The organism is Streptosporangium heterodermiicola, from assembly GCF_051390675.1.
Classification (GTDB): Bacteria; Actinomycetota; Actinomycetes; order Streptosporangiales; family Streptosporangiaceae; genus Streptosporangium.
The window spans coordinates 1-20,687 of the sequence record NZ_JBPJSR010000049.1 but is presented as its reverse complement, the minus strand read 5'-3'; the positions used below and the strand labels follow the sequence as shown (position 1 = coordinate 20,687).

Genomic DNA, 20,687 nt, shown 5'->3' with positions numbered 1-20,687 from the left:
GTCTGGAACTGTGACGGAAGGCGAGTCAACCCGACCGTCAAAGCAGCCACCCTTGAATGCTCAAGAAGCGGCGCTGCGGACACGAACTGGGTTCAGGGCGTCTGGGACTGCGACTGGCAGTCCGATATCTGGACCGCCACCCGTTACTATCCCTGGGTTCTCACCAAAAGCTGCACCACCGAGCTGATCGGCTGGGACTTCGTCTACGGCTAACGAGCAGTTTCCAGGAGCATGCAGATCAATGCGATAGAGCTGCGTCACTAGATCGGAGTACCGGCGAGGCTGGAAAGTCCGGCGGATGTCTTCGCTAGCTTTCAGCAGCCGCCAAGGCGGTCGGTCACCTGTGGCCGACCGCCTTCTGCGTTCCCAGCTCAAGCAGGTCCGTATCGCCTCCCGAGCCGATGGCGGGAAGGGCAAAAGGCTCACTGCAGAGTGTGCAACCGCTGATTCCCAACGGTTGCACACTGAGCCATTTCGAACCTGACGTCCTTGGCCGGTGAGGTTTCACACATTGCGGTGGCAGATGAGAAGAAGAGACTCCCGATAAGACAGCGGTCCCCAGGATCCGATGCCCCAATCGAGAGCCTCTTCAGGGCAAGCGACGCTCTCGATATTGAAAACGCTTCGTCGAGGAGATCGTTCCCAAGTTCCAGCCTCCGCCCTCGCTCTCCGTTCCCACGCGGACATTCCGCGGTCCACTGCGGAAGCACACGTCGGGTCACGTGGTCACCTCCGGCCGGCGAGACCCACACCCGCAGGCCGGCCCGGTAGCCTGGCCAGGTGCTTGAAGCGATCAAAGCCACCCGTTACGTGACACCGCTGCGCGAGGGTGGCTCGCTGCCCGGGGTGATGGAGGCCGACGACCTCGGCACCCACGTCGTGAAGTTCCGCGGCGCCGGGCAGGGTCGCCGGGTCCTGGTCGCGGAGATCGTGTCCGCCGGGCTGGCCCGCCGCCTGGGATTCCGCACGCCCGAGCTGAAGGTGATCGACGTCGATCCGCAGCTCGGCGCCCGCGAGCCCGACGAGGAGATCCAGGATCTGCTCAAGGCCAGCGAGGGCAACAACCTGGCGGTCGACTTCCTGCCGGGCGCGCTGGGCTTCGAGCCGCTGGCCTGGCCCCCCGAGCCGGGGTTCGCCTCCCGCCTGCTCTGGTTCGACGCGCTGATCCACAACGTCGACCGGAGCTGGCGCAACCCGAACCTGCTCCTGTGGCACGGCGACACCTGGCTGATCGACCACGGCGCGGCGCTCTGGTTCCACCACAACTGGCCCTCGGCCAACCCGTTGCGCGACTTCGAAGCGGGCGACCACGTGATGGCGCCCTTCGCCACCCGGATGCCCGAGGCCGACGCCGAGTTCAGCGAGCTGATCACCAGGGACCTGCTCGACGGGGTGGTGGACGAGGTCCCCGACGAGTGGCTGGAGGACGAGCCGGGGTTCGACGGGGCGCAGGCCGTGCGGCAGGCGTACGTCGAGCACCTGCTGGCCCGCGCGCAGGGGCCGCGCACCTGGCTGCCTCAGCCGTCGGGCCGGGAGCCCCAGCAGGACCAGGAGAGGAAGACCGGCTCGGTGGGCGCGTTCTGGAAGGACAACCGGTGAAGGACGTCTACGAGTACGCGGTCATCCGGGTCATCCCCCGCGTGGAGCGCGGCGAGCTGATCAACGCCGGCGTGCTGCTGTACTGCCAGCCCCGCGGCTACCTGCGCGCCCGGGTGGAGCTGGACGAGGCGCGCCTGCGCGCCCTCGACACCGGCGTGGACCTCGACGGGGTACGGCACGCGCTCGGCGCCTACCAGCGCTCCTGCGACAGTGACTCGGGGCCCCTGACCAAGGAGCCGCTGGGCAGCCGCTTCCGCTGGCTGACCGCCCCGCGCAGCACGATCGTGCAGACCGGCCCGGTCCACGCCGGCCTCACCGCGGACCCGGAGACGGAGCTGGAGCACCTCGTGACCCGCCTGGTCCGCACTCCCTGAGCCCGGTCTCACAAAAACTCAGAAGAGTACCGACATGAACGTGCCGACCTCGACGAAACCGGCCCTGCGGTAGGCGGCCCTGGCGGGGGCGTTGTAGTCGTTGACGTACAGCGACACCACCGGCGCGAAGTAGTCGAGCGCGTGTTTGATCACCGCGGCCATCCCGGCCACCGCGTGGCCGCGGCCGCGCAGGTCGGGGTGGACCCAGACGCCCTGGATCTGGCAGGCGTGCGGCGTCACCGCGCCGATCTCGGCCTTGAAGACGACCTTGCCGCCCTCGATGCGGGCGTAGGACCTGCCGATCCTGATCAGCTCGGCGACCCTGGACCGGTAGAGGGCGCCGCCGTCCCCGGCCTCCGGGGAGACGCCCACCTCCTCGGTGAACATCGCCACGCAGGCCGGAAGCAGGATGTCGAACTCGTCGGGCCGGACGCGCCGCACCAGCGGGTCGACGGGGACGGGTGACGGCTCGGCGATCACCATGACCGGCTGGGCCCAGCGGATCGCGCGGGCGGCCCCCCAGTACGGCTCCAGCCTCTCCCAGAGCACCTCCACCGCGTCCGCCGGGCCGACGATCGAGGAGCAGCGGCGGCCCTGCTTGCGCGCGCGATCGGCGAAGGCGTAGACGGCGTCCGTACCGGCGTTGACCGGAACCAGGTTCGCCCCGGCGTAACAGATGGAGGTCAGGCCGCCGCGCGGCCCGAACCCCCACATCTGACCACCGAGCCTGGCCGGATTGAGCCCGACCGAACGGACCCTGGAGGCGACGAAGACATTGCCGACGGGGTCGGTGTCGAGGAGCGCCAGGACCTCGTCTCGATCGTTGTCGTCGAGCACGCGCGACGCCGTTGTGCGCAGCATCACGTGCTCAGCCTACGCGACCCCCTCGAATTTGGCAGGAACCAACACAGAGCCTCTCATCTACCTGCTTCGGTCACCTCGTCCCGCCGTATGCCCGGCGGGCACGCGGACGGTCGCGGGGGCGACCACCGGTACGGGAGCGGGGATTCCCGGGCACCGGGCGTCCGGGGCGCCGGAGGGGGCCTGACGGGCACCGGGAAGGGTGCCGTCCCTGAGGTAGGCGGCCAGGCGCCGGTCGACGCAGGCGTTCCCGTTGAGGGCGACCCCGTGGTTGCCGCCCGGCACGGCGAGCAGCCGGGAGCGGTGGAACAGGGCGCGCATCCGCACCGCGCCTGCGTACGGGGTGGCGGCGTCGCGCTCGCCCTGGATCAGCAGGACTGGCGGCAGCTCGGCGCTGTCACGGATCCGCACGGGACTGCCCGCCTGCTGGGGCCAGAACGCGCACGGCGCGTTGTACCAGGCGTTGGGCCAGGTGAGGAAGGGCGCCCTGGCGTTCGCCTTGGTCATGTCGGTCCGCCAGCGGGCCCAGTCGCGCGGCCAGGCGGCGTCGCGGCACTGCACCGCGAGGTAGACCGCGTAGCTGTTCTCGTCCTTGGCGTCGTTCACCGCGTGCTTGCGGTAGGTGTTGACCAGGGGGGTCGCCTCCCCCTTCTTGACGTAGGCGGAGAAGGCCTTGGCCAGTTGCGGCCAGATGGCGTCGGAGTAACCGCCCAGGGTGTAGACGTCGTCGAGCTCGCTCGGGCCGACCACCCCTCCGGCCGGGCGGTCGGCCAGCCGGTCCCGCATGGCGTCCCAGGCGAAGGAGACCGCCCTCTCGGTGGCCCCGAGCCGGTAGACCGGGTTGTGGCGGGCGATCCACTTCAGGAAGTCCTCGTGCCTGTCCTGGAAGGCGATGCTCTGGTCGAGGTTCGAGCGGTACCAGATGCCGCGCGGGTCGACCACGCTGTCCAGGACGAGCCGCTTGAGCCGGTCGGGGAAGAGCGTCGCGTAGACCGCGCCGAGATAGGTCCCGTACGAGTAACCCAGGAAGCTGATCTTCGACTCGCCGAGCGCCTCCCTGATCACGTCCATGTCCCTGGCGGAGTTCTCGGTGGTCATGTGCGGCAGCATCCAGCTCCACCGCTCGCCGCACGCCTGGGCGTACTTGCGGGCCCGCGCGATCAGCACACCCTCGTCGCGCCTGGTGGCGGGCACCTGGTCGGGGCGGGGCGCCTCGTAGTATCTCTCGGGGTCTACGCACCTCAGCGCGGGCTCGCTCGCCCCCACCCCGCGCGGGTCGAAGCCGATCACGTCGAACCGGTCGGCCAGGCCCTCGGGGAGCCCCGCCGCGACGCCCTTGACCAGGTCGCGGCCCGACGCCCCGGGGCCGCCCGGGTTGACCAGCAGCGCGCCGAGACGGTCGTGGGTGGCCTTCCCCCTGATCCGGTTCAGGGCGATGCCGATGGTCTGCTGCGGGTTGGCGTAGTCGAGCGGCACCCGCACGGTGGCGCACTCCATCTGGTTGTCCGCCCGTCCGGCGGGAGCGGACACCGCCCCGGCCACCGAGGCCGCCCCCTCGCAGGGCCCCCAGACCAGCTCCTGCCTCTCCTGGGCCACCGCCCCCCGCGGCACCCCCACCGCCACGGCCAGCATCGCGATGCTCGCGGCGATCCCGACGACCCTCTTCTTCACTTTGCGGTCCCCCTACTCGTACGGCAGAGGCGATGGTCTCCCGGGGGCGGCGCGATCATCCGGAACACAGCCGGATGCCTGGCAAAGTGTAGTCAGATGATTGCTAAGTGTAATGACACGAGGTCGAACGGGGATCCGTCGCGCGGAAGTCGCGGAAGTCGCGGAAGTCAGGGAAGACCCGGCCCACCTCGGCACAGGTCCGGTACGCGGTGGTCACGGGAGACCCGGCCCACCCCGGCGCGGGCCCGGCGAGAGAGAGGCCCGTCATACGAAACCGCCCGCGAAGAGGCCCGTCACGCGGAACCGCCCGCACCCCGGTGAGATCCCGGGAGCGGGCGGGTCGGTGTGGCCGGATGGCCGGGGAGGCGGGTCAGCCGCCGACGACGACCTGGGGGCCCGGGGCGTCGTCGTCGAGGTCGACCTCGACGCCCATCTCCTCGGCGAGGCGCAGGGCCTCCTCGATCAGGGTCTCCACGATCTGCGACTCGGGGACGGTCTTGATGACCTCGCCCTTGACGAAGATCTGGCCCTTGCCGTTGCCGCTCGCGACGCCGAGGTCGGCCTCGCGGGCCTCGCCGGGGCCGTTGACGACGCACCCCATCACCGCGACGCGCAGCGGGACCTTCAGCCCCTCCAGCCCGGCCTGGACCTGCTCGGCCAGGGTGTAGACGTCGACCTGGGCGCGCCCGCAGGAGGGGCAGGAGACGATCTCCAGGCCGCGCTCGCGCAGGTTGAGCGACTCCAGGATCTGGTTGCCGACCTTGACCTCCTCGACCGGAGGGGCGGACAGCGACACGCGGATGGTGTCGCCGATGCCCTCGGCGAGCAGGGCCCCGAAAGCGACCGCGGACTTGATCGTGCCCTGGAAGGCCGGGCCCGCCTCGGTGACGCCGAGGTGCAGCGGGTAGTCGCACCGGGCGGCGAGCAGGCGGTAGGCCTGGACCATCACGACCGGGTCGTTGTGCTTGACGGAGATCTTGATGTCGCGGAAGCCGTGCTCCTCGAACAGCGAGCACTCCCAGAGCGCCGACTCCACCAGCGCCTCGGGGGTGGCCTTGCCGTACTTCTGGAGCAGGCGGGGGTCGAGCGAGCCCGCGTTGACGCCGATCCGGATCGGCACGCCGCGCTCGCCGGCCGCGCGCGCGATCTCACCGACCTTGTCGTCGAACTTCTTGATGTTGCCGGGATTGACCCGGACCGCCGCGCAGCCCGCCTCGATCGCGGCGAAGACGTACTTCGGCTGGAAGTGGATGTCGGCGATCACCGGGATCTGCGACTTCCTGGCGATGATCGGCAGCGCGTCGGCGTCGTCCTGCGAGGGGACGGCGACCCGGACGATCTGGCAGCCCGAGGCGGTCAGCTCGGCGATCTGCTGGAGCGTCGCGTTGACGTCGGCGGTGACCGTGGTGGTCATCGACTGGACGGAGACCGGCGCGTCCCCGCCCACGGGGACGGAGCCGACCATGATCTGACGGGATATGCGTCGCTCGGCGATCGGCCTGGTCCTTACGGACGGGATTCCGAGAGCAACAGAAGTCATTTTCAGCCCTTGAAGAGTCGACGACACTCATCAGTCTAGGCAGTCTCAGTGAGCTCGCGTGCCCGGATGCGTGCCCAGGAGTCGGCGTCGAGCACCTCGGCCACCGAACCGGCCTCGGTCACGGCGTGCTCGGAGACCACCGCCGCCACGGTGTCGACGATGCCGGGGAACGGGAGGCGACCGGCCATGAAGGCCTCGACGCAGACCTCGTTGGCGGCGTTGTAGACGGCCGGGGCCGTGCCGCCGGCCGCGCCGACGTGCCTGGCCAGCGCGACGGAGGGGAAGGCCTCGTCGTCGAGCGGCTCGAACGTCCAGGTGTGGGCGGTGGTCCAGTCGACCGCCGGGGAGGCGTCGGCGACCCGCTCGGGCCAGCCGAGGGCGAGCGCGATGGGCAGGCGCATGTCCGGCGGGCTGGCCTGGGCGATGGTCGAGCCGTCGACGAACTCGACCATCGAGTGGATGACCGACTGCGGGTGGACGACGACCTCGATGCGGTCGAAGCCGATGTCGAAGAGCAGATGGGCCTCGATGACCTCCAGGCCCTTGTTGACGAGTGTGGCGGAATTCACCGTGATGACAGGCCCCATCGACCAGGTGGGGTGGGCGAGGGCCTGCTCGGGGGTGACGTCCGCGAGGTCCGCGCGCGACCTGCCGCGGAAGGGCCCGCCGCTCGCGGTGACGACCAGGCGGCGCACGGCGGAGGCGTCGGGGCCGGTGGGCCCTGCCGCCCACAGGCACTGGGCCAGCGCGGCGTGCTCGGAGTCGACCGGGATCAGCTGGCCGGGCTTGGCCAGGCGCTTCACCAGCGGCCCGCCGACGATCAGCGACTCCTTGTTGGCGAGCGCGAGCACCCGGCCCGCCTCCAGCGCGGCCAGCGTGGAGGTGAGCCCCAGCGCCCCGGTGATGCCGTTGAGGACGACGTCGGCGGGCCAGGCGGCGGCCTCGGCCACCCCCTCGGGCCCGGCCAGCACCCGCGCGTCCACCCCGTACGAGGTCAGGGCCTCGCGCAGCTCCGGCACGGCGGCGGGGTCGGCGACGGCGACCACGTCGGGCCGGAAGTCGGCCGCCTGCCTGGCCAGCAGGTCGATCCGGCCGCCGTAGGCGGCCAGCGCGGCCACCCGGAACCTGCCGGGATTTCGGGCGATGACGTCGAGGGACTGGGTCCCGATGGACCCGGTCGAGCCGAGCAGGACGACGGAACGGACGGTGTCTGGCTGCACCGCCCCATTCTCGCGGCTCGGACCGCGCTGTCGAACCGGCCGTACCGGGTCGCGCCGCTCTTGATCGGCCCGGATCATGGCGAAAATCTGTTAGGCATGGAACACGCGATAAAAGGCGGTATTTAAGTCCGAATTTCGTCATATCAATAGTTGTAAAGCCTGAGAAATGCGCACGTACGGCGCACTAGCTTCCCGAAACAGCAACAGGCCCTCGGGAGGTACATATGCGGCGCAAGGCACGGCTCGTCCCTATACTCACCGCCATCGCGGGAAGCACCCTGCTCTCCGCGACGATCGCGCACGGCGCCACGGCGGACACGACCTCGGGCGTCACGGCAGGCGCCACGTCGGACGCCACGTCGGACGCCACGTCGGACGCCACGTCGGACGCCACGTCGAACGCCGCAGCGGACGCCGCAGCGGACGTCACGGCGGGCGCGACGGGCACGAGCGGAGGCGGCGCCGCCCCGGCGCGGGCCGTCCCCCAGCCGGTCGAGAAGGAGGCCGCCGACACCAAGAAGGAGCAGCAGACCGTCCAGCGCTACTGGACCGAGGCGAAGATGGAGGCGGCCAAGCCGCTCGCCGCCCTCGTCCCCGAGAAGGACGGCGCCCGGCTCACCGCGGGGGCGATCGCGGCCCAGGCCGCGGCCGACCCCGTCTCCGTCCCGGCGACCGAGCCCGACGGCGACACCGTCACGGCCACCAAGGGCGAGGCGGCCGCCCGCGCCTCCACCGGCGCGGCGTGGACCCGCGGCGGGGCGATCGTCAAGACCGCGGGACGCGTGTTCTTCACCTACCAGGGCCGCAACGCCTCGTGCTCGGCGAACGCGGTGACCAGCGAGAACAAGAGCACCGTGATCACCGCGGGGCACTGCGTGCGGATGGGCGGCGCCTTCCACGGCAACTGGGTGTTCGTGCCGGGCTACCAGAACGGCGAGCGGCCGCACGGCACCTGGGTGGCGACCACCCTCTACACCACCCCGCAGTGGAACAACAGCGAGGACGTCAACTACGACGTGGCCTCCGCCGTGGTGGCCCCGCTGAACGGCAAGTCGCTGACCGACGTGGTCGGCGGCCAGGGGGTCTCCTTCAACCAGTCGCGCCGCCGGCAGATGCACTCCTTCGGCTACCCGGCCGCCGCCCCGTACGACGGCTCCAAGCTGGTCTACTGCGCCGGGCGGGCGTTCGACGACTTCCTGATGTCCCGCGACATCGGGCTGAACTGCAACATGACCGGCGGATCGAGTGGCGGCCCCTGGTTCCTCGACTTCAACGAGAGCACCGGCCTGGGCACCCTGAACTCGGTGAACAGCTTCAAGTACGCCTTCGCCACCGGCTGGATGTTCGGCCCCTATTTCGGGACCGAGGCGCGGGCCGTCTACGAGGCCGCCCAGACCACCGGCACCCCCTGATATTCACCAGAAGTAATCACAAGAACACCCGCCGTAGTGCAAACTCGGGTTTCATGACCTCAAGCCTCCCCCTGCTTGCGGCCGCCCCGCTCGTCGCCGGGTTGCTGAGCGCCCCGACGACCGGCGCGACGACCACCTGGCAGACGGCCACCGCGTTCGGGCAGCGGGCCGTGAAGACCCTCGTCACCCCCTTCGTACGAAGAACAGGCTCGGCGTCCGGCATGCCGGACGTCGTCGAGCACGCGACCGCTCCCACCGCGTCGGAGCGGGAGCGCGTGCTCGGTTACTGGACCCCCCGCCGGATGGCCTCGGCGCTCCCCGTCGACCGGCTCGCCAAGGTCACCGGGATGCTCAGGCGGCTCTCCGCCGCCGGGCAGGGGGTGGCCCCCCGCCGGAGCCCGCACGGCGCCGCGTCCCGCACCGCGGGCGCCCGCTGGACCTCCGGCGGGGCGGTGGGGCGCACCACGGGGCGGGTGTTCCTCACCATCAAGGGCAGCGACTTCGTGTGCTCGGCCAGCTCGGTCAGGAGCGCCAGCAAGGACCTGGTGGTCACCGCGGGCCACTGCGTCAAGGACGGCACCGGCGCCTGGGCCGACAACTGGACCTTCGTCCCGGGATACAGCCAGGGCCGCCGCCCGTACGGGCAGTACACCGCGCGCCGCATGTTCGTCGCGGGCCCCTGGTCGCGCGAGGGCGACGACAGCCACGACATCGGCATGGTGGCGGTCAACACCAGCGGCGGCAGGCACCTCGGCGACGCCGTCGGCGGCCAGGAGATCGCCTTCGGCGCCCCCCGGGGACGCCTCGCCAGCGGTTTCGGCTTCCCCGCCGACACCCCGTACGACGGTGAGCACCTGGTCTACTGCGCGGGCCCGCTGCGCGACGACCCGAACGGGCAGACCGGCGACCAGGGCATGCGCTGCGACATGACCGCCGGATCCAGCGGAGGTCCGTGGCTGAGCGGCTTCGACGCCGCCACCGGCCGGGGCACGATCGTCTCGGTCAGCAGCTTCAAGTACAGCGACGACCGCCACACCATGTACGGCCCCTACTTCGGCGCCTCCGCCAAGACCCTCTACACCGCGGCCTCCGCGTCGTGACGCGTCGTGACGCGTCGTGACCCCGGTGCGGAGGCGCGGCCGGTTCAGAGGGTCAGGCCGGTGAGGACCATGACCTTCTCGTAGGTGAGGTCGGCGATGGCCGAGCGGAGGCCCTCGCGGCCGACGCCCGAGTCCTTCACCCCTCCGTAGGGCATCTGGTCGGCACGGTACGACGGCACGTCACCGATGATCACACCGCCGACCTCAAGCTCCCGGTTGGCCCGGAATGCGTTGTCGAGGCTGCGGGTGAACACCCCGGCCTGCAGCCCGTACCTGGAGTCGTTGACCGCCGCGAACGCCTCGTCCACCCCCGACACCTTCTGGACGACCATCACCGGCCCGAAGACCTCCTCGCGGCAGACCTTGGCGTCGGCCGGAGCGTCGGCGAGCACGGTCGGCGCGAAGGTGGCGCCGTCGCGGGTGCCGCCGGTCAGCAGGCGGGCCCCCGCCGAGACGGCCTCGCCCACCCACTCCTCCACGCGCTCGGCGGCTTCGGCCGACACGAGCGGGCCGACCTGCGTCTTCTCGTCGGCGGGGTCGCCGGTGACCAGGGCCTCGACGGCCGGGACGAGCCGGGCCACGAAGTCGTCGTGGACCGACGCCTCGACGATCACCCGCTGGACGGCGATGCAGCTCTGACCGGCCTGGTAGTTGGAGAACAGCGCGATCCGCGAGGCGGCCCAGTCGAGGTCGGCGTCGGCGAGCACGACCGCGGCGGCGTTGCCGCCGAGTTCCAGGGTCACGTGCTTGCGCGGGACCCGGTCGATGATCGCGTACCCCACGGGCGCCGAGCCCGTGAAGGAGACGACAGGCAGGCGCGGGTCCTCGACCAGCGCTCCGGCGCGGTCGTTGGACACCGGGAGCACGGAGAACATGCCCTCCGGCAGGTCGGTCTCGGCCAGGATCTCGCCCAGCACCAGCGAGGAGACCGGCGTCGCGGGGGCGGGCTTGAGGACGATCGGGGCCCCGGCGGCGATGGCGGGGGCCACCTTGTGCGCCACCAGGTTGAGCGGGAAGTTGAACGGGCTGATGCCCAGGATCGGGCCGTACGGGACGCGTGAGACGTAGGCGAGGCGGCCCGCGGAGGCGGCCTCGGTGTCCAGGCGCACGGTCTCGCCGCCGAGGCGGCGGGTCTCCTCGGCCGCGAACCTGAAGGTGGAGACCGCGCGGCCGACCTCGCCGCGGGCCCAGAAGATCGGCTTGCCGTTCTCGGCGGTGATCAGGGCGGCGATCTCGTCGGCGCGCTCGGCCAGTCGGCGCGAGACGTGCGCGAGGGCCTCGGCCCGCACGTGGATCGGGAGCGCGGCCGCCTGTTTCCGCACGGCCGCCGCGGCGGCGACGGCCTCCTCGACCTGCTCGTCGGTCGGCACGGAGCAGACAGCGACGACGCGGCCGTCATGCGGGTTGGTCACGGTGAGCTCGGCCTCGCCCGTGGCGGGGCGTCCGGCGAGCCAGAAGGGGCGCACGTCCATGCCTCGACGCTATGTCACCGGCGCGGAGGCGGCCTTACTCCACTCCGCACAACAGCCCCGGGGCGGCACACCGTTCCGCATAAAACCCGTCCTCCCATCCCTGTAACGGAAACAGGGGTATTCGGGGATATTCCTTATAAGGTGCCGGTTTGAATGATCCTGAGCGTGGCTAAGTCACCGGATGGACGACAAGAGCGGAAGGGCGTGGGCGCATGACCTCCTCGGCGCCGCGCGGCCTTCAGGGCGCCTATCTGGTCGGTGAGCGGGCCTCCCAGGACCAGCTCCGCGCCAGGCTGCTCGACGTCGCCAGCCAGTTGCTGGTCACCATCGGGCCGGAGAGCCTGTCGATGCGCCGCATCGCCACCGAGGCGGGCTGCTCGACGACCGTCATCTACACCATGTTCGGCAGCAAGGAGGGCCTGGCCGAGGCGCTGTACCTGGAGGGCTTCGAGCGCTTCCGGCGCCGCCTGGAGGCCGTGCCCTCGCGCAAGGACGCGCTGGAGCACCTCATCGCGCTGGGCCCCGTCTACCGGGAGGCCGCGCTGGACGAGCCGGGCTACTACGCCCTGATGTTCGAGCGCGCGATCCCCGGCTTCGTGCCGAGCGAGCGGGCCAGGACCCTCGCCCGCGCGGCGCTGAACATCATCGACCGGGTGATCGCCGACTGCATCTCGGCCGGATACATCGTCCCCACCCAGCCCAGGAAGATCGCCGACGCCGTGTGGGCCGCAGCCCAGGGCGCGATCAGCCTGGAACGTGCCGGGCACCTGCGCGACAGCAACACCTATGACACGGTCACATACGCCGTCATCTCCCGCTACCTGGTCGTCGACCGCCACCGATCCTGACGGCGCCCGGTCACCTGGCGACGGCCAGGGCGACCCAGAGCTCGGCGCGGACCGCGGGATCCTCAAGATCACGGCCCACCAGCTCCGCGACCCGGCGCATGCGGTAGCGCAGGGTGTGGCGGTGCACCCCGAGCCGCTGCGCCGCCGCGTCCCAGTGGCCGTTGCAGTCCAGGTAGGCGCGCAGGGAGCCCAGCAGGTCCGCGCGCGAGCCGTACTCCCTGAGCGGGGCGAGCAGTGCCGAGGAGAACGCCTCCGCCACGCCGGGGTCGAGCAGGGAGAGCAGGCCCTGGCCCGCCAGGTCGGTGAAACCCACCACCCGCGCGGTGCCGCGCCCGGCCGCGGCGAGCGCCCGGACGGCCTGGTCGAGCCCCACGCGGAGATCGCCGAGACCCACCGGATCACCGACGCCGACGAGACCGTGCTCGCCGAGCCTCGCGGCCACGGCAGCGGCCCGCGAGGCCGGGACCAGCAGGACCACCCTGTCACCGTCGATGTCGCCGTCGGCCGCCGCGAACTCGCTCCCGGCGGCCTCCAGCAGCGCCTCCGGCTCTCCGGCGCAGGCGACCGCCACCAGCGGCCCGTCGTCGAGCCGCTCCCCCAGCCGCTCCAGCGTCTCGCGCCCGGCGTCCACCTGCCCGGCCAGCAGCAGCCGCAGCACCGCGGAGCGGACCCGGCGCTCGGCGGCCAGGTGCTCCCCGCCGTGCTCGACGGCGAGGGTCAGCAGCGACGCGGCGGCGTTCACCACGGTGTGCGCGACCGGGGTGAAGGCCCGGCCGATGCCGACGGCGAGGAATCCCCTGACCCGGCGGGCCCCGAGCGGCCGCACGATGACGTGCTCCTCGGGCGAGGAGAGGGCCACGCTCGCGGGGGCGCCCTGGCTCGTGATCCTTCTCAGCCGCTCCAGCTCGGGGCCGAGGTCCCCGGCGGCCGCCGCCGCGCCCCCGCCCGCCAGGTGCCGTACGGCTCCCGCCTCGTCGAGCAGGATCGCCCAGCCGCCCAGCTCGCGGGCCAGGCGGTCGATCACCGCGCGGGGGCCCTCCGGGCGCAGCGCGGCGCGGGTGAGGCGGCCCTGTGCGGCGAAGGCCCTGCTGAGCTCGTCGTAGTGCTCGGCGGCGATCAGCTCGCTGACCGTCTTGCCGATGGCGACGAACGGGGTGTCGCGCGGCACCTCGACCAGCGGCAGCCCGGCCCGCGCGGCGGCCTCGACCAGCGCCTCGGGGATCGTCTCGTGCCCGAGCCCGACGCCGAACCCGAGCCCGGCGACCCCCCTGGCGACCAGGCGCTCGACGTAGGGGCCCGCGTTGCGGTCGTCCAGGCGCATGCCCGTGGTGAGGACCAGCTCGCCGCCTTCGAGGAACGGGGTGGGGTCCTCCAGCTCGCTGACCGCCACCCAGCGCAGCGGCCGGTCGAGCGCCTCCTGCCCGGTGAGCACGACGAGCCCGAGCGGCGGCAACCGCACCACGGTGCTCAGCGTCGGCGCCACCACCACCCCCATTTTGTACGTTATGTCTATTCCGCTGCTGGCAATTTTGCCATAGTGCATCATCGGCACACCGGCATTCGCGACATAGCTTCACATCATGAGCACCGTCACCGAGGGCGGCCCCTCGCTTCCGCAGGAGCGCCGCCTCGTCACCGAGATCCCCGGCCCGAGGTCCCGCGAGCTGCTCGCGCGCAAGCAGGCCGCCGTGCCCCCGGGCATCGGCACCACGCTGCCCGTCTTCGTGACGCACGCCGGGGGCGGCGTTGTGCTCGACGCCGACGGCAACTCGCTGATCGACTTCGGCTCCGGCATCGCGGTGACCGGTGCCGGAAACTCCGCCCCGCGCGTCGTCGAGCGGGTGCGCAGGCAGGTCGCGGACTTCACCCACACCTGCTTCATGGTCACGCCGTACGAGTCGTACGTGCGGGTCGCCGAGAGGCTCAACGAGATCACCCCCGGCGACCACGAGAAGCGCACCTTCCTGCTCAACAGCGGCGCCGAGGCCGTGGAGAACGCGGTCAAGGTCGCCCGGCACGCCACCGGCCGCCAGGCGGTCGTCGTCTTCGAGCACGGCTACCACGGCCGGACCCTGCTGACGATGACGCTGACGGCCAAGAACATGCCGTACAAGCACCGCTTCGGCCCGTTCGCCCCCGAGGTCTACCGGGTGCCGCTGGCCTACCCGTTCCGCTGGCCCACCGGCCCGGAGAACTGCGCCGAGGAGGCCGCGGCCCAGGCGATCGACCAGATCACCAAGGAGATCGGCGCCGAGAACGTCGCCGCCGTGGTGATCGAGCCGATCGCGGGCGAGGGCGGCTTCATCGAGCCCGCCAGGGGCTTCATGCCGAGGATCCTGGAGTTCTGCCGCGCCAACGGCATCGTCTTCGTCGCCGACGAGGTCCAGACCGGCTTCTCCCGCACCGGCCACCTGTTCGCCTGCGAGGACGAGGGCATCGTGCCCGACATCATCGTCACCGCCAAGGGCATCGCGGGCGGCCTGCCGCTCGCCGCCGTCACCGGCCGCGCCGAGATCCTCGACAAGGTCCACGTGGGCGGCCTGGGCGGCACCTACGGCGGCAACCCGCTCGCCTGCGAGGCGGCGCTGGGCGTGCTGGAGAGCATCGAGGCCGACGACCTGACCGGGAAGGCCCGCCGGATCGGCGAGACCATGCTCCCCCGGCTGCGCGCCATGGCGGAGCGGCACCCGGTGATCGGCGACGTGCGCGGCCGGGGCGCCATGATCGCCATCGAGCTGGTCGTCCCCGGCACCAAGGAGCCGCACCCCACGGCGGCGGGCGAGATCGCCAGGAGGTGCCACGCCGAGGGCCTGGTCGTGCTGACCGCGGGCACCTACGGCAACGTGCTGCGTTTCCTGCCTCCGCTGGTCATCCCCGACCACCTCCTGGAGGAGGGGCTCGCGATCCTGGAGAAGGCCCTGAACGAGGTCTGATCGTTTAGAACGCACCAAAAGGGGCACCCGGCTTGATGCCGAGTGTCCCTTTTGCCGTTATACGGTCCGCATGTAGGCCGTGATTTAACCCCCGCTTGACATCCGCCACAGCGATCACGAGCCGCGACCGCGTTATAACGGTTCCGATAAGAAAGTGCGCGATCAACACAGGAAACGTGTCGACGTCCTCCCCGCGGCCGAGCCACGGGAGAAAACAAGGGGTCACCACGCTGGAGGTATTTAGCATGAACTGGGGGCCGCCCAGAACGGCACACGTCACGATGACCTTCGATCCCGAGGGGCTGACCCGCACCCAGCGTGAGGGCGACGCCTGCGTGGCCTGCCACAAGAAGTGGCCCCGCCCGCGGATCAGGATCGGCCGCCTTCCCGACGGCACAGCTCTCTTCGCCTGCCCGGAGTGCGCCGACGCGCTGCTGCCGCAGCAGGACGACACCCGCTCCCTTCCCCGGCGCGCGGCCTTCTTCTGAACCTCTCCGCATTCCGGACCTCCCCGCGTTCCAAACCCTTCCCGGACCGCCGGTGCGGGCCCACGAGCCCCGCGCCGGCCGCCGGAACCGGCTCACCCGCGGTCCTCGGAAAGCGACCCACCGGAACCGGCCCACCGGAAACGACCCGCTCAACGGCCCACCGGAACCGGCTTTCCGGCGGCCCACCGGAAACGACCCGCTCAACGGCCCACCGGAACCGGCTTCCCGGCGGCCCACCGGAAACGACCCGCCCGACGACCCACCGGAACCGGCTTCCCGGCGGCCCGCCGCGAGCGACCGGCCCGACGGCCCGTCCGAAGCGGCCCGCTCCGGTAGTTTCTCCCCATCGAGACATCGGAGCACCAGGGCACCGGAGCGCGCCCGCACGCCCGGGATCGAACCGCCGTACGGCCGGGGACGGCATCCGCGCCCCCCGAAGGATTCCCCCGCGAGCGGATGTCGAGACCGGGCACCCCGCTCCGACCTGCCTGTGAGAGGCGCCCGCGCGGGGCGCCGCGAGCACGAGGAGCGAGACCGTGAAGTACATGCTGCTGATCTACAGCAACCCCGCGATCTGGGAGACCCTCTCCAAGGAGGAGATCGAGGGCCTGATGGGCGAGGCCGGGGTCATCATGCAGGAGCTCGCCGACTCCGGGGAGTGGGTCGGCGGGCAGGCATTGGCCGACCCGTCGCAGACCAAGACCGTGAAGGTGCGTGACGGCGCCCTCGCGACCACGGACGGGCCGTTCCTGGAGGCCAAGGAGCACCTGGCCGGATACTGCGTGATCGACTGCGAGACCCCCGAGCGGGCCGTGGAGATCGCCGCGCGCTGGCCGGACGCCCGGCTGTGCGCGATGGAGCTACGGCCGATCATGGACGGGACCGGCACCGAGGCGTGACCGCCCCCACCAAGGCCGAGGACCTGCTGCGCGAGCTCGCGCCGCAGGTCCTCGGCGTGCTCGTCCGGCGCCACGGGCACTTCGACGCGTGCGAGGACGCCGTACAGGAGGCGCTGCTCGCCGCCGCCCTGCAGTGGCCCGAGCAGGGCGCGCCGGACAACCCCCGGGGCTGGCTGATCACGGTCGCGTCCCGCAGGCTCACCGACGAGCTGCGCAGCGAGTACGCGCGCAACCGCAGGGAGAACATGGTCGCGGCGCGGGCGCCCGCCGACGAGTTCCTGTCGCCCGCCGCCGACGCCGGACCCACCGGCGGCCAGGACGACACCCTGACCCTGCTGTTCCTGTGCTGCCACCCCGTCCTCACCCCGGCCTCGCAGATCGCGCTCACCCTGCGGGCCGTCGGCGGCCTGACCACCGCGCAGATCGCCCACGCGTTCCTCGTCCCCGAGGCGACCATGGCCCAGCGCATCAGCCGGACCAAGCAGCGGATCAAGAGCACGAACGTCCCCTTCGCGCTGCCTCCCGAGCCCGAGCGGGCCGAGCGGCTGCGGGTGGTCCTGCACGTGCTCTACCTGATCTTCAACGAGGGCTACACGGCCACCTCCGGCCCGGACCTGCAGCGCCGCGAGCTGACCGGCGAGGCGATCAGGCTCACCCGCGCGGTGCACGGGCTGCTGCCCGGCGACGGCGAGGTGACCGGGCTGCTCGCCCTCATGGTGCTCACCGACGCCCGGCGTCCGGCGCGCACCGGCCCCGGCGGCGCGCTCATCCCGCTCGCCGAGCAGGACCGGAGCCTGTGGAGCGGGACGTCGATCGCCGAGGGGGTGGCGCTCGTCACCGGCGCGCTGGCGCGGGCCCCGCTGGGCCCGTACCAGCTCCAGGCCGCGATCGCCGCGGTGCACGCCGAGGCGGCGCGTGCGGAGGAGACGGACTGGCCGCAGATCCTCGCGCTGTACCGGCTGCTCGAACGCCTCGCCCCCAACCCGATGGTCACGCTCAACCACGCCGTCGCGCTCGCGATGGTGGAGGGCCCGGGGGCCGGGCTCGACCTGCTCAAGACCCTGGAGGCCGACGACCGGATGGCCGGGCACCACCGCCTGCACGCGGTGCGCGCGCACCTGCTGGAGACGGCCGGTGACCGCGAGGCCGCCCGCGCCGGCTATCGGGAGGCCGCGCGCCGCACCACCAGCCTCCCCGAGCAGCGTTACCTGGAGGGCAGGGCCGCCCGGCTGACGCGATCCGAACCCTAGGCGGCCTTTACGAAGTAAGTCTACGGAACGGGCGTCAGGCGGACAGGAGTGTCCTGGTGGTCTCGTCGCGCATGCCCCACGGCGAGCCGTAGGCGTTGAGCAGCTCCAGGAAGGGCACCGCGTCGAACGCCTCGGGGCCGAGCACCCCGCTGCCCGACCAGGCGCCGGTGGCCAGCAGCTCCAGGGCGACCACCGGGTGCACGGCCGTCTGCCAGACCACGGCTTGGCAGCCGTACTCCCGCATCGACCACTCGTTGTCGACCACGTGGTAGAGGTAGACCTCGCGCGGCGCGCCGTCCTTGCCCACGCCCTTCACCCAGGTCCCGGCACAGGTCTTACCGCGCATCCGGTCGCCGAGCGTGGCCGGGTCGGGGAGGCTGGCCGCGACCATGTCGCGCGGCGAGGCCTCGACCCCGCCCACCTTGATCTTGTCCGCGTTGTCCAGGCCGAGCTTGTGCAGGGTCTTCAACACCCCGATGAACTCCTCGCCCAGGCCGTACTTGAACGTCACCCGCTTGGCGTCGATGTAGCGGGGCACGAGGAGCACCTCCTCGTGCTCGACGTTGACGCACTCCACGGGCCCGATCCCCTCGGGGAAGTCGAACATCTCGGGCTCGCTGAACGGCTCGGTGGTGTGCCAGTCGCCGTTCTCCCAGATCACCGGCGGGTTGAGGCACTCCTCGATGGTCGTCCAGATGGAGAACGTCGGCGCGAAGTCGTAGCCGTCGACCACCAGGTTGGAGCCGTCGCGGATGCCGATCTCCTCGATGGTCTCGAACAGGTGCTCGGCGGCGTAGCGCGCGAACACGTCGGCCAGCCCCGGCTCCACGCCCATGCCGACCAGCGCCAGCCCGCCCCTCTCGCGCCACGCCTCGCCGAGGGCGAACTGCTCGTCGCCGAGCTTCACCCCGGTCAGCTCGTACGGCCTGCGCGGGTGGGGCCGTGACAGCGACATCGCCATGTCGAGGTAGCGGGCCCCGGCGTTGAGCGCCGCCTCGAACAGGGACATGGTGAAGCGGGGATCCACAGCGTTGAAGAGCACGTCGCAGCGATGCTCGGCGAGGGCGGCCTCGACCGCCGCCCGGTCGGAGGCGTCCAGCCCGATGGCGCTGAAGCGCGAATCCGCGATCTTGGCCACGACGGCGGCGGCCCGGTCCTGTTGGGAGTCGGCGACCACGATGTGTTCGAAGAAATCTCGGCGCGCCGCGATCGGCACGACGGCGGAACCGACGCCGCCCGCTCCAACAAGAAGGATTCTCATGGCGGGTAGCCTACCCACTGACTGGTCGACCAGTCGATACGCGGACCATGATTTTCCCACCGAATCCATCGCGGAAAGCGATCAAGACAACGAAAAGCGCGGCCATAGGCGGGATATACGGGCATGCCGGGAGGAGGGCGCACGCGAGGAAGACGGCGGGCCCCCGCCCCGCCAGACCCGGACCGGCCTCACCGGGCCTCGATCCGTCAGTGACCTCTCAGAACCAGACCCTTCGGAACCGGCCCATCAGGACCTGCCCCATCAAGAGCAGCCCCACCGGGACCCGATCCGTCAAGACCGGATCCACCAAGATCAGCCCCCTCAGGCCCGGCCCCGAGGGGAACCGGTCACTTCACGAGCTGCTTCCAGCGCTCCGCCCAATCGGCGTAATCGGTGCATTCCCCACCCCGCCTCCCGCAATCGCGCGTCGGACGGGCGGCGAAGCGGATGTCGCGCAGCCACCGGCCGTCACGCACGCGGTAGATCTCGCACATCCGGCGGGCCTGCCCGCCGCACGCCTCCGGGTTGGCCGGGGCGAGCCCGGTCCAGGCCGCGGAGGGACGCTGCGCCGCCGCCGAACTCACCCAGTTCAGCCACCGGTAGGCGCAGTTGGGGCTGGCGGGCCTGGCCGCGAGCATCCACGAGTCGACCCACCCGGTCACCGGCGTCCCCGCCCGCGCCCTCGCCGGCCGCCCCGCGCGCTGGAAGAGGTCCAGGTGGTACGGGAGGGCCTGGGCGATCCGCACCTGCCCCGCCGACAGGGCCCTGACCAGCTGGAGGGAGTCGTCCCAGTAGACCCGGCCGGGGCCGTCGCCCTCCGCGAGGAGCTTCACGGCGGCGTCGAGCTGGGCGGGGGTGAGCTGGAACGGATCCTCGACCTCCGGTCCGGGAAGCGCCCCGCCGAGGGCGAGCGCGGCGTCGGCGATGCTCAGCGGGCTGTTCCTGATCGCCGCCGGGGCCGCTCCGTAGAGCGCGGCCGGCCCCTCGGGCCCGTCGCCCTCGTGGACCACCTGGTTGACCCCCCACAGGTAGGGGATCCCGTAGACCTTGCCGTCCTCGCGCAGGCCGGGCAGCTCGCGCAGGCGCTTGGGGATGTGCTTGTAGCCCGCGACCAGCCCCGTGTCCAGCGGCGCCACCTTCCCCTGCGCCACCAGCTGTCCGGCCAGGTCGGGGGCGGGTGAGACGGCGTCGTAGGTGCCCGCGGCGAACCTGGCGGCCATCTCCTCGCTCGTGCGGACCCGGTCGAGCTTGACGACGCAGCCGGTCTCCTGCTCGAAGGGAGCGAGCCAGTTGGCCCGCGAGCTGGTCCCGCCGTACTCGACGTACCCCTGGAAGGTCAGCACCTGGAGCGTGCCCTCGCCCTTGCCGATGGACGCCGACGGCGTCGGCGTCGGCGTGGAGGTGGAGGTGGAGGTGGAGGTGGGGGTGGGGGTGGGTGTCGTGCCGGGCGTCACGGACGTGGCGGAGGGCGAGGGGCCGCGCTCCGGCCGCGCCGCGCTCACGGCTCCCGGCTGGGCGCAGGCGGCGAGCGCCAGCCCTCCCACTCCCAGCAGCGCTCCGAGACGCGCCCGGCGGAGCCTGTCCCTGCCCACGAGGCCCACGAGGTTTCCTCCCGACGTCGCCACCGATCTGCCCGGGAGCCTACCGGCCGTTCGCCCGCCCCGGGGCCCGCCGGCGCACGGCCCCGTACGCCGCGCCGGAGGAACCGGGGACGCCGGAGGAGGCCGGAGAATACGCGAGCCCGCGCCCCGGCAGGAGG

The 20,687-nt window shown here is 71.7% G+C and carries 18 protein-coding genes; 10 read left to right on the top strand and 8 right to left on the bottom strand.

What is annotated here, in order from left to right; genetic code table 11:
- The 3 genes from ACSC1Q_RS42415 to ACSC1Q_RS42405 form a co-directional block, all read left to right on the top strand.
- Positions 1-213: hypothetical protein (locus tag ACSC1Q_RS42415; RefSeq protein ID WP_436764407.1), on the top strand; the 213-nt coding region annotated here is incomplete at its 5' end.
- 567 nt (positions 214-780) lie between these two features.
- Positions 781-1,599: a HipA family kinase gene (locus ACSC1Q_RS42410; protein ID WP_436764406.1), complete on the top strand. Its 819-nt coding sequence runs from the start codon at positions 781-783 to the stop codon at positions 1,597-1,599.
- A complete protein-coding gene (locus ACSC1Q_RS42405; RefSeq protein WP_436764405.1) occupies positions 1,596-1,973 on the top strand; it encodes a DUF3037 domain-containing protein in 378 nt (125 codons plus the stop codon). The genes ACSC1Q_RS42410 and ACSC1Q_RS42405 overlap by 4 nt, the downstream gene beginning before the upstream one ends.
- A gap of 18 nt (positions 1,974-1,991) precedes the next feature.
- On the opposite strand, the gene ACSC1Q_RS42400 is transcribed toward ACSC1Q_RS42405, so the two are convergent.
- The 4 genes from ACSC1Q_RS42400 to dxr form a co-directional block, all read right to left on the bottom strand.
- A complete protein-coding gene (locus ACSC1Q_RS42400; RefSeq protein WP_436764409.1) occupies positions 1,992-2,834 on the bottom strand; it encodes a GNAT family N-acetyltransferase in 843 nt (280 codons plus the stop codon).
- A gap of 60 nt (positions 2,835-2,894) precedes the next feature.
- Positions 2,895-4,505 carry an alpha/beta hydrolase gene (locus ACSC1Q_RS42395; protein WP_436764404.1) on the bottom strand — a complete coding sequence of 537 codons (1,611 nt, stop codon included), beginning with the start codon at positions 4,503-4,505 and terminating at the stop codon, positions 2,895-2,897.
- A gap of 370 nt (positions 4,506-4,875) precedes the next feature.
- Complete coding sequence (gene ispG / locus ACSC1Q_RS42390) at positions 4,876-6,045, bottom strand: flavodoxin-dependent (E)-4-hydroxy-3-methylbut-2-enyl-diphosphate synthase (protein WP_350972916.1); 1,170 nt, start codon at positions 6,043-6,045, stop codon at positions 4,876-4,878.
- A 35-nt stretch (positions 6,046-6,080) separates the two neighbouring features.
- The gene (dxr, locus tag ACSC1Q_RS42385) at positions 6,081-7,265 is read right to left on the bottom strand and encodes a 1-deoxy-D-xylulose-5-phosphate reductoisomerase (RefSeq protein ID WP_436764403.1); all 1,185 of its coding nucleotides are present in this window, start codon (positions 7,263-7,265) and stop codon (positions 6,081-6,083) included.
- A gap of 224 nt (positions 7,266-7,489) precedes the next feature.
- Here dxr and ACSC1Q_RS42380 point away from each other — a divergent pair, with 224 nt between their 5' ends.
- Both ACSC1Q_RS42380 and ACSC1Q_RS42375 read left to right on the top strand, forming a co-directional pair.
- Complete coding sequence (locus tag ACSC1Q_RS42380; protein ID WP_436764402.1) at positions 7,490-8,677, top strand: trypsin-like serine peptidase; 1,188 nt, start codon at positions 7,490-7,492, stop codon at positions 8,675-8,677.
- Between the two features lie 53 nt (positions 8,678-8,730).
- Positions 8,731-9,777 carry a trypsin-like serine peptidase gene (locus ACSC1Q_RS42375; protein ID WP_436764401.1) on the top strand — a complete coding sequence of 349 codons (1,047 nt, stop codon included), beginning with the start codon at positions 8,731-8,733 and terminating at the stop codon, positions 9,775-9,777.
- Positions 9,778-9,821: 44 nt separating this feature from the next.
- Here ACSC1Q_RS42375 and ACSC1Q_RS42370 read toward each other — a convergent pair whose 3' ends face one another.
- On the bottom strand, positions 9,822-11,249 hold the full coding sequence (locus ACSC1Q_RS42370; protein WP_436764400.1) for an aldehyde dehydrogenase family protein: 1,428 nt from the start codon (positions 11,247-11,249) through the stop codon (positions 9,822-9,824).
- Positions 11,250-11,461: 212 nt separating this feature from the next.
- Here ACSC1Q_RS42370 and ACSC1Q_RS42365 point away from each other — a divergent pair, with 212 nt between their 5' ends.
- Complete coding sequence (locus tag ACSC1Q_RS42365; protein WP_436764399.1) at positions 11,462-12,097, top strand: TetR/AcrR family transcriptional regulator; 636 nt, start codon at positions 11,462-11,464, stop codon at positions 12,095-12,097.
- 10 nt (positions 12,098-12,107) lie between these two features.
- On the opposite strand, the gene ACSC1Q_RS42360 is transcribed toward ACSC1Q_RS42365, so the two are convergent.
- Entirely contained in the window at positions 12,108-13,592 is a 1,485-nt protein-coding gene (locus tag ACSC1Q_RS42360) for a PucR family transcriptional regulator (RefSeq protein ID WP_436764398.1), read from the bottom strand.
- Positions 13,593-13,677: 85 nt separating this feature from the next.
- On the opposite strand from ACSC1Q_RS42360, the gene gabT reads away from it, so the two are divergent.
- The 4 genes from gabT (at position 13,678) to ACSC1Q_RS42340 (ending at position 17,667) form a co-directional block, all read left to right on the top strand.
- Complete coding sequence (gene gabT / locus ACSC1Q_RS42355) at positions 13,678-15,030, top strand: 4-aminobutyrate--2-oxoglutarate transaminase (RefSeq protein ID WP_436764397.1); 1,353 nt, start codon at positions 13,678-13,680, stop codon at positions 15,028-15,030.
- A gap of 245 nt (positions 15,031-15,275) precedes the next feature.
- Positions 15,276-15,518 (top strand): hypothetical protein, encoded by a 243-nt coding sequence (locus ACSC1Q_RS42350; RefSeq protein ID WP_362834458.1) that lies wholly within the window; start codon positions 15,276-15,278, stop codon positions 15,516-15,518.
- A 545-nt stretch (positions 15,519-16,063) separates the two neighbouring features.
- Entirely contained in the window at positions 16,064-16,417 is a 354-nt protein-coding gene (locus tag ACSC1Q_RS42345) for a YciI family protein (protein ID WP_436764408.1), read from the top strand.
- Positions 16,414-17,667 (top strand): RNA polymerase sigma factor, encoded by a 1,254-nt coding sequence (locus ACSC1Q_RS42340; protein ID WP_436764396.1) that lies wholly within the window; start codon positions 16,414-16,416, stop codon positions 17,665-17,667. Before ACSC1Q_RS42345 ends, ACSC1Q_RS42340 begins: the two co-directional genes overlap by 4 nt.
- Before the next feature lie 34 nt (positions 17,668-17,701).
- Here the strand turns inward: ACSC1Q_RS42340 and ACSC1Q_RS42335 are convergent, their stop codons facing one another.
- Positions 17,702-18,928, bottom strand: coding sequence for a saccharopine dehydrogenase family protein (locus ACSC1Q_RS42335; RefSeq protein WP_436764395.1), 1,227 nt, complete (start codon positions 18,926-18,928; stop codon positions 17,702-17,704).
- A 347-nt stretch (positions 18,929-19,275) separates the two neighbouring features.
- Positions 19,276-20,529, bottom strand: a complete 1,254-nt coding sequence (locus tag ACSC1Q_RS42330; protein WP_436764394.1) for a type 2 periplasmic-binding domain-containing protein — start codon at positions 20,527-20,529, stop codon at positions 19,276-19,278.
- Positions 20,530-20,687: the final 158 nt, after the last annotated feature.

Bases quoted from the DNA above. Each gene is read 5' to 3' on its own strand.
- ACSC1Q_RS42335 (WP_436764395.1), bottom strand. From the start codon at position 18,928: ATGAGAATCCTTCTTGTTGGAGCGGGCGGCGTCGGTTCCGCCGTCGTG.
- gabT (WP_436764397.1), top strand. From the start codon at position 13,678: ATGAGCACCGTCACCGAGGGCGGCCCCTCGCTTCCGCAGGAGCGCCGC.
- ACSC1Q_RS42345 (WP_436764408.1), top strand. From the start codon at position 16,064: ATGCTGCTGATCTACAGCAACCCCGCGATCTGGGAGACCCTCTCCAAG.
- ACSC1Q_RS42360 (WP_436764398.1), bottom strand. From the start codon at position 13,592: ATGGGGGTGGTGGTGGCGCCGACGCTGAGCACCGTGGTGCGGTTGCCG.
- ACSC1Q_RS42400 (WP_436764409.1), bottom strand. From the start codon at position 2,834: ATGCTGCGCACAACGGCGTCGCGCGTGCTCGACGACAACGATCGAGAC.
- ACSC1Q_RS42375 (WP_436764401.1), top strand. From the start codon at position 8,731: ATGACCTCAAGCCTCCCCCTGCTTGCGGCCGCCCCGCTCGTCGCCGGG.
- ACSC1Q_RS42365 (WP_436764399.1), top strand. From the start codon at position 11,462: ATGACCTCCTCGGCGCCGCGCGGCCTTCAGGGCGCCTATCTGGTCGGT.
- ispG (WP_350972916.1), bottom strand. From the start codon at position 6,045: ATGACTTCTGTTGCTCTCGGAATCCCGTCCGTAAGGACCAGGCCGATC.
- ACSC1Q_RS42350 (WP_362834458.1), top strand. From the start codon at position 15,276: ATGAACTGGGGGCCGCCCAGAACGGCACACGTCACGATGACCTTCGAT.
- ACSC1Q_RS42370 (WP_436764400.1), bottom strand. From the start codon at position 11,249: ATGGACGTGCGCCCCTTCTGGCTCGCCGGACGCCCCGCCACGGGCGAG.
- ACSC1Q_RS42380 (WP_436764402.1), top strand. From the start codon at position 7,490: ATGCGGCGCAAGGCACGGCTCGTCCCTATACTCACCGCCATCGCGGGA.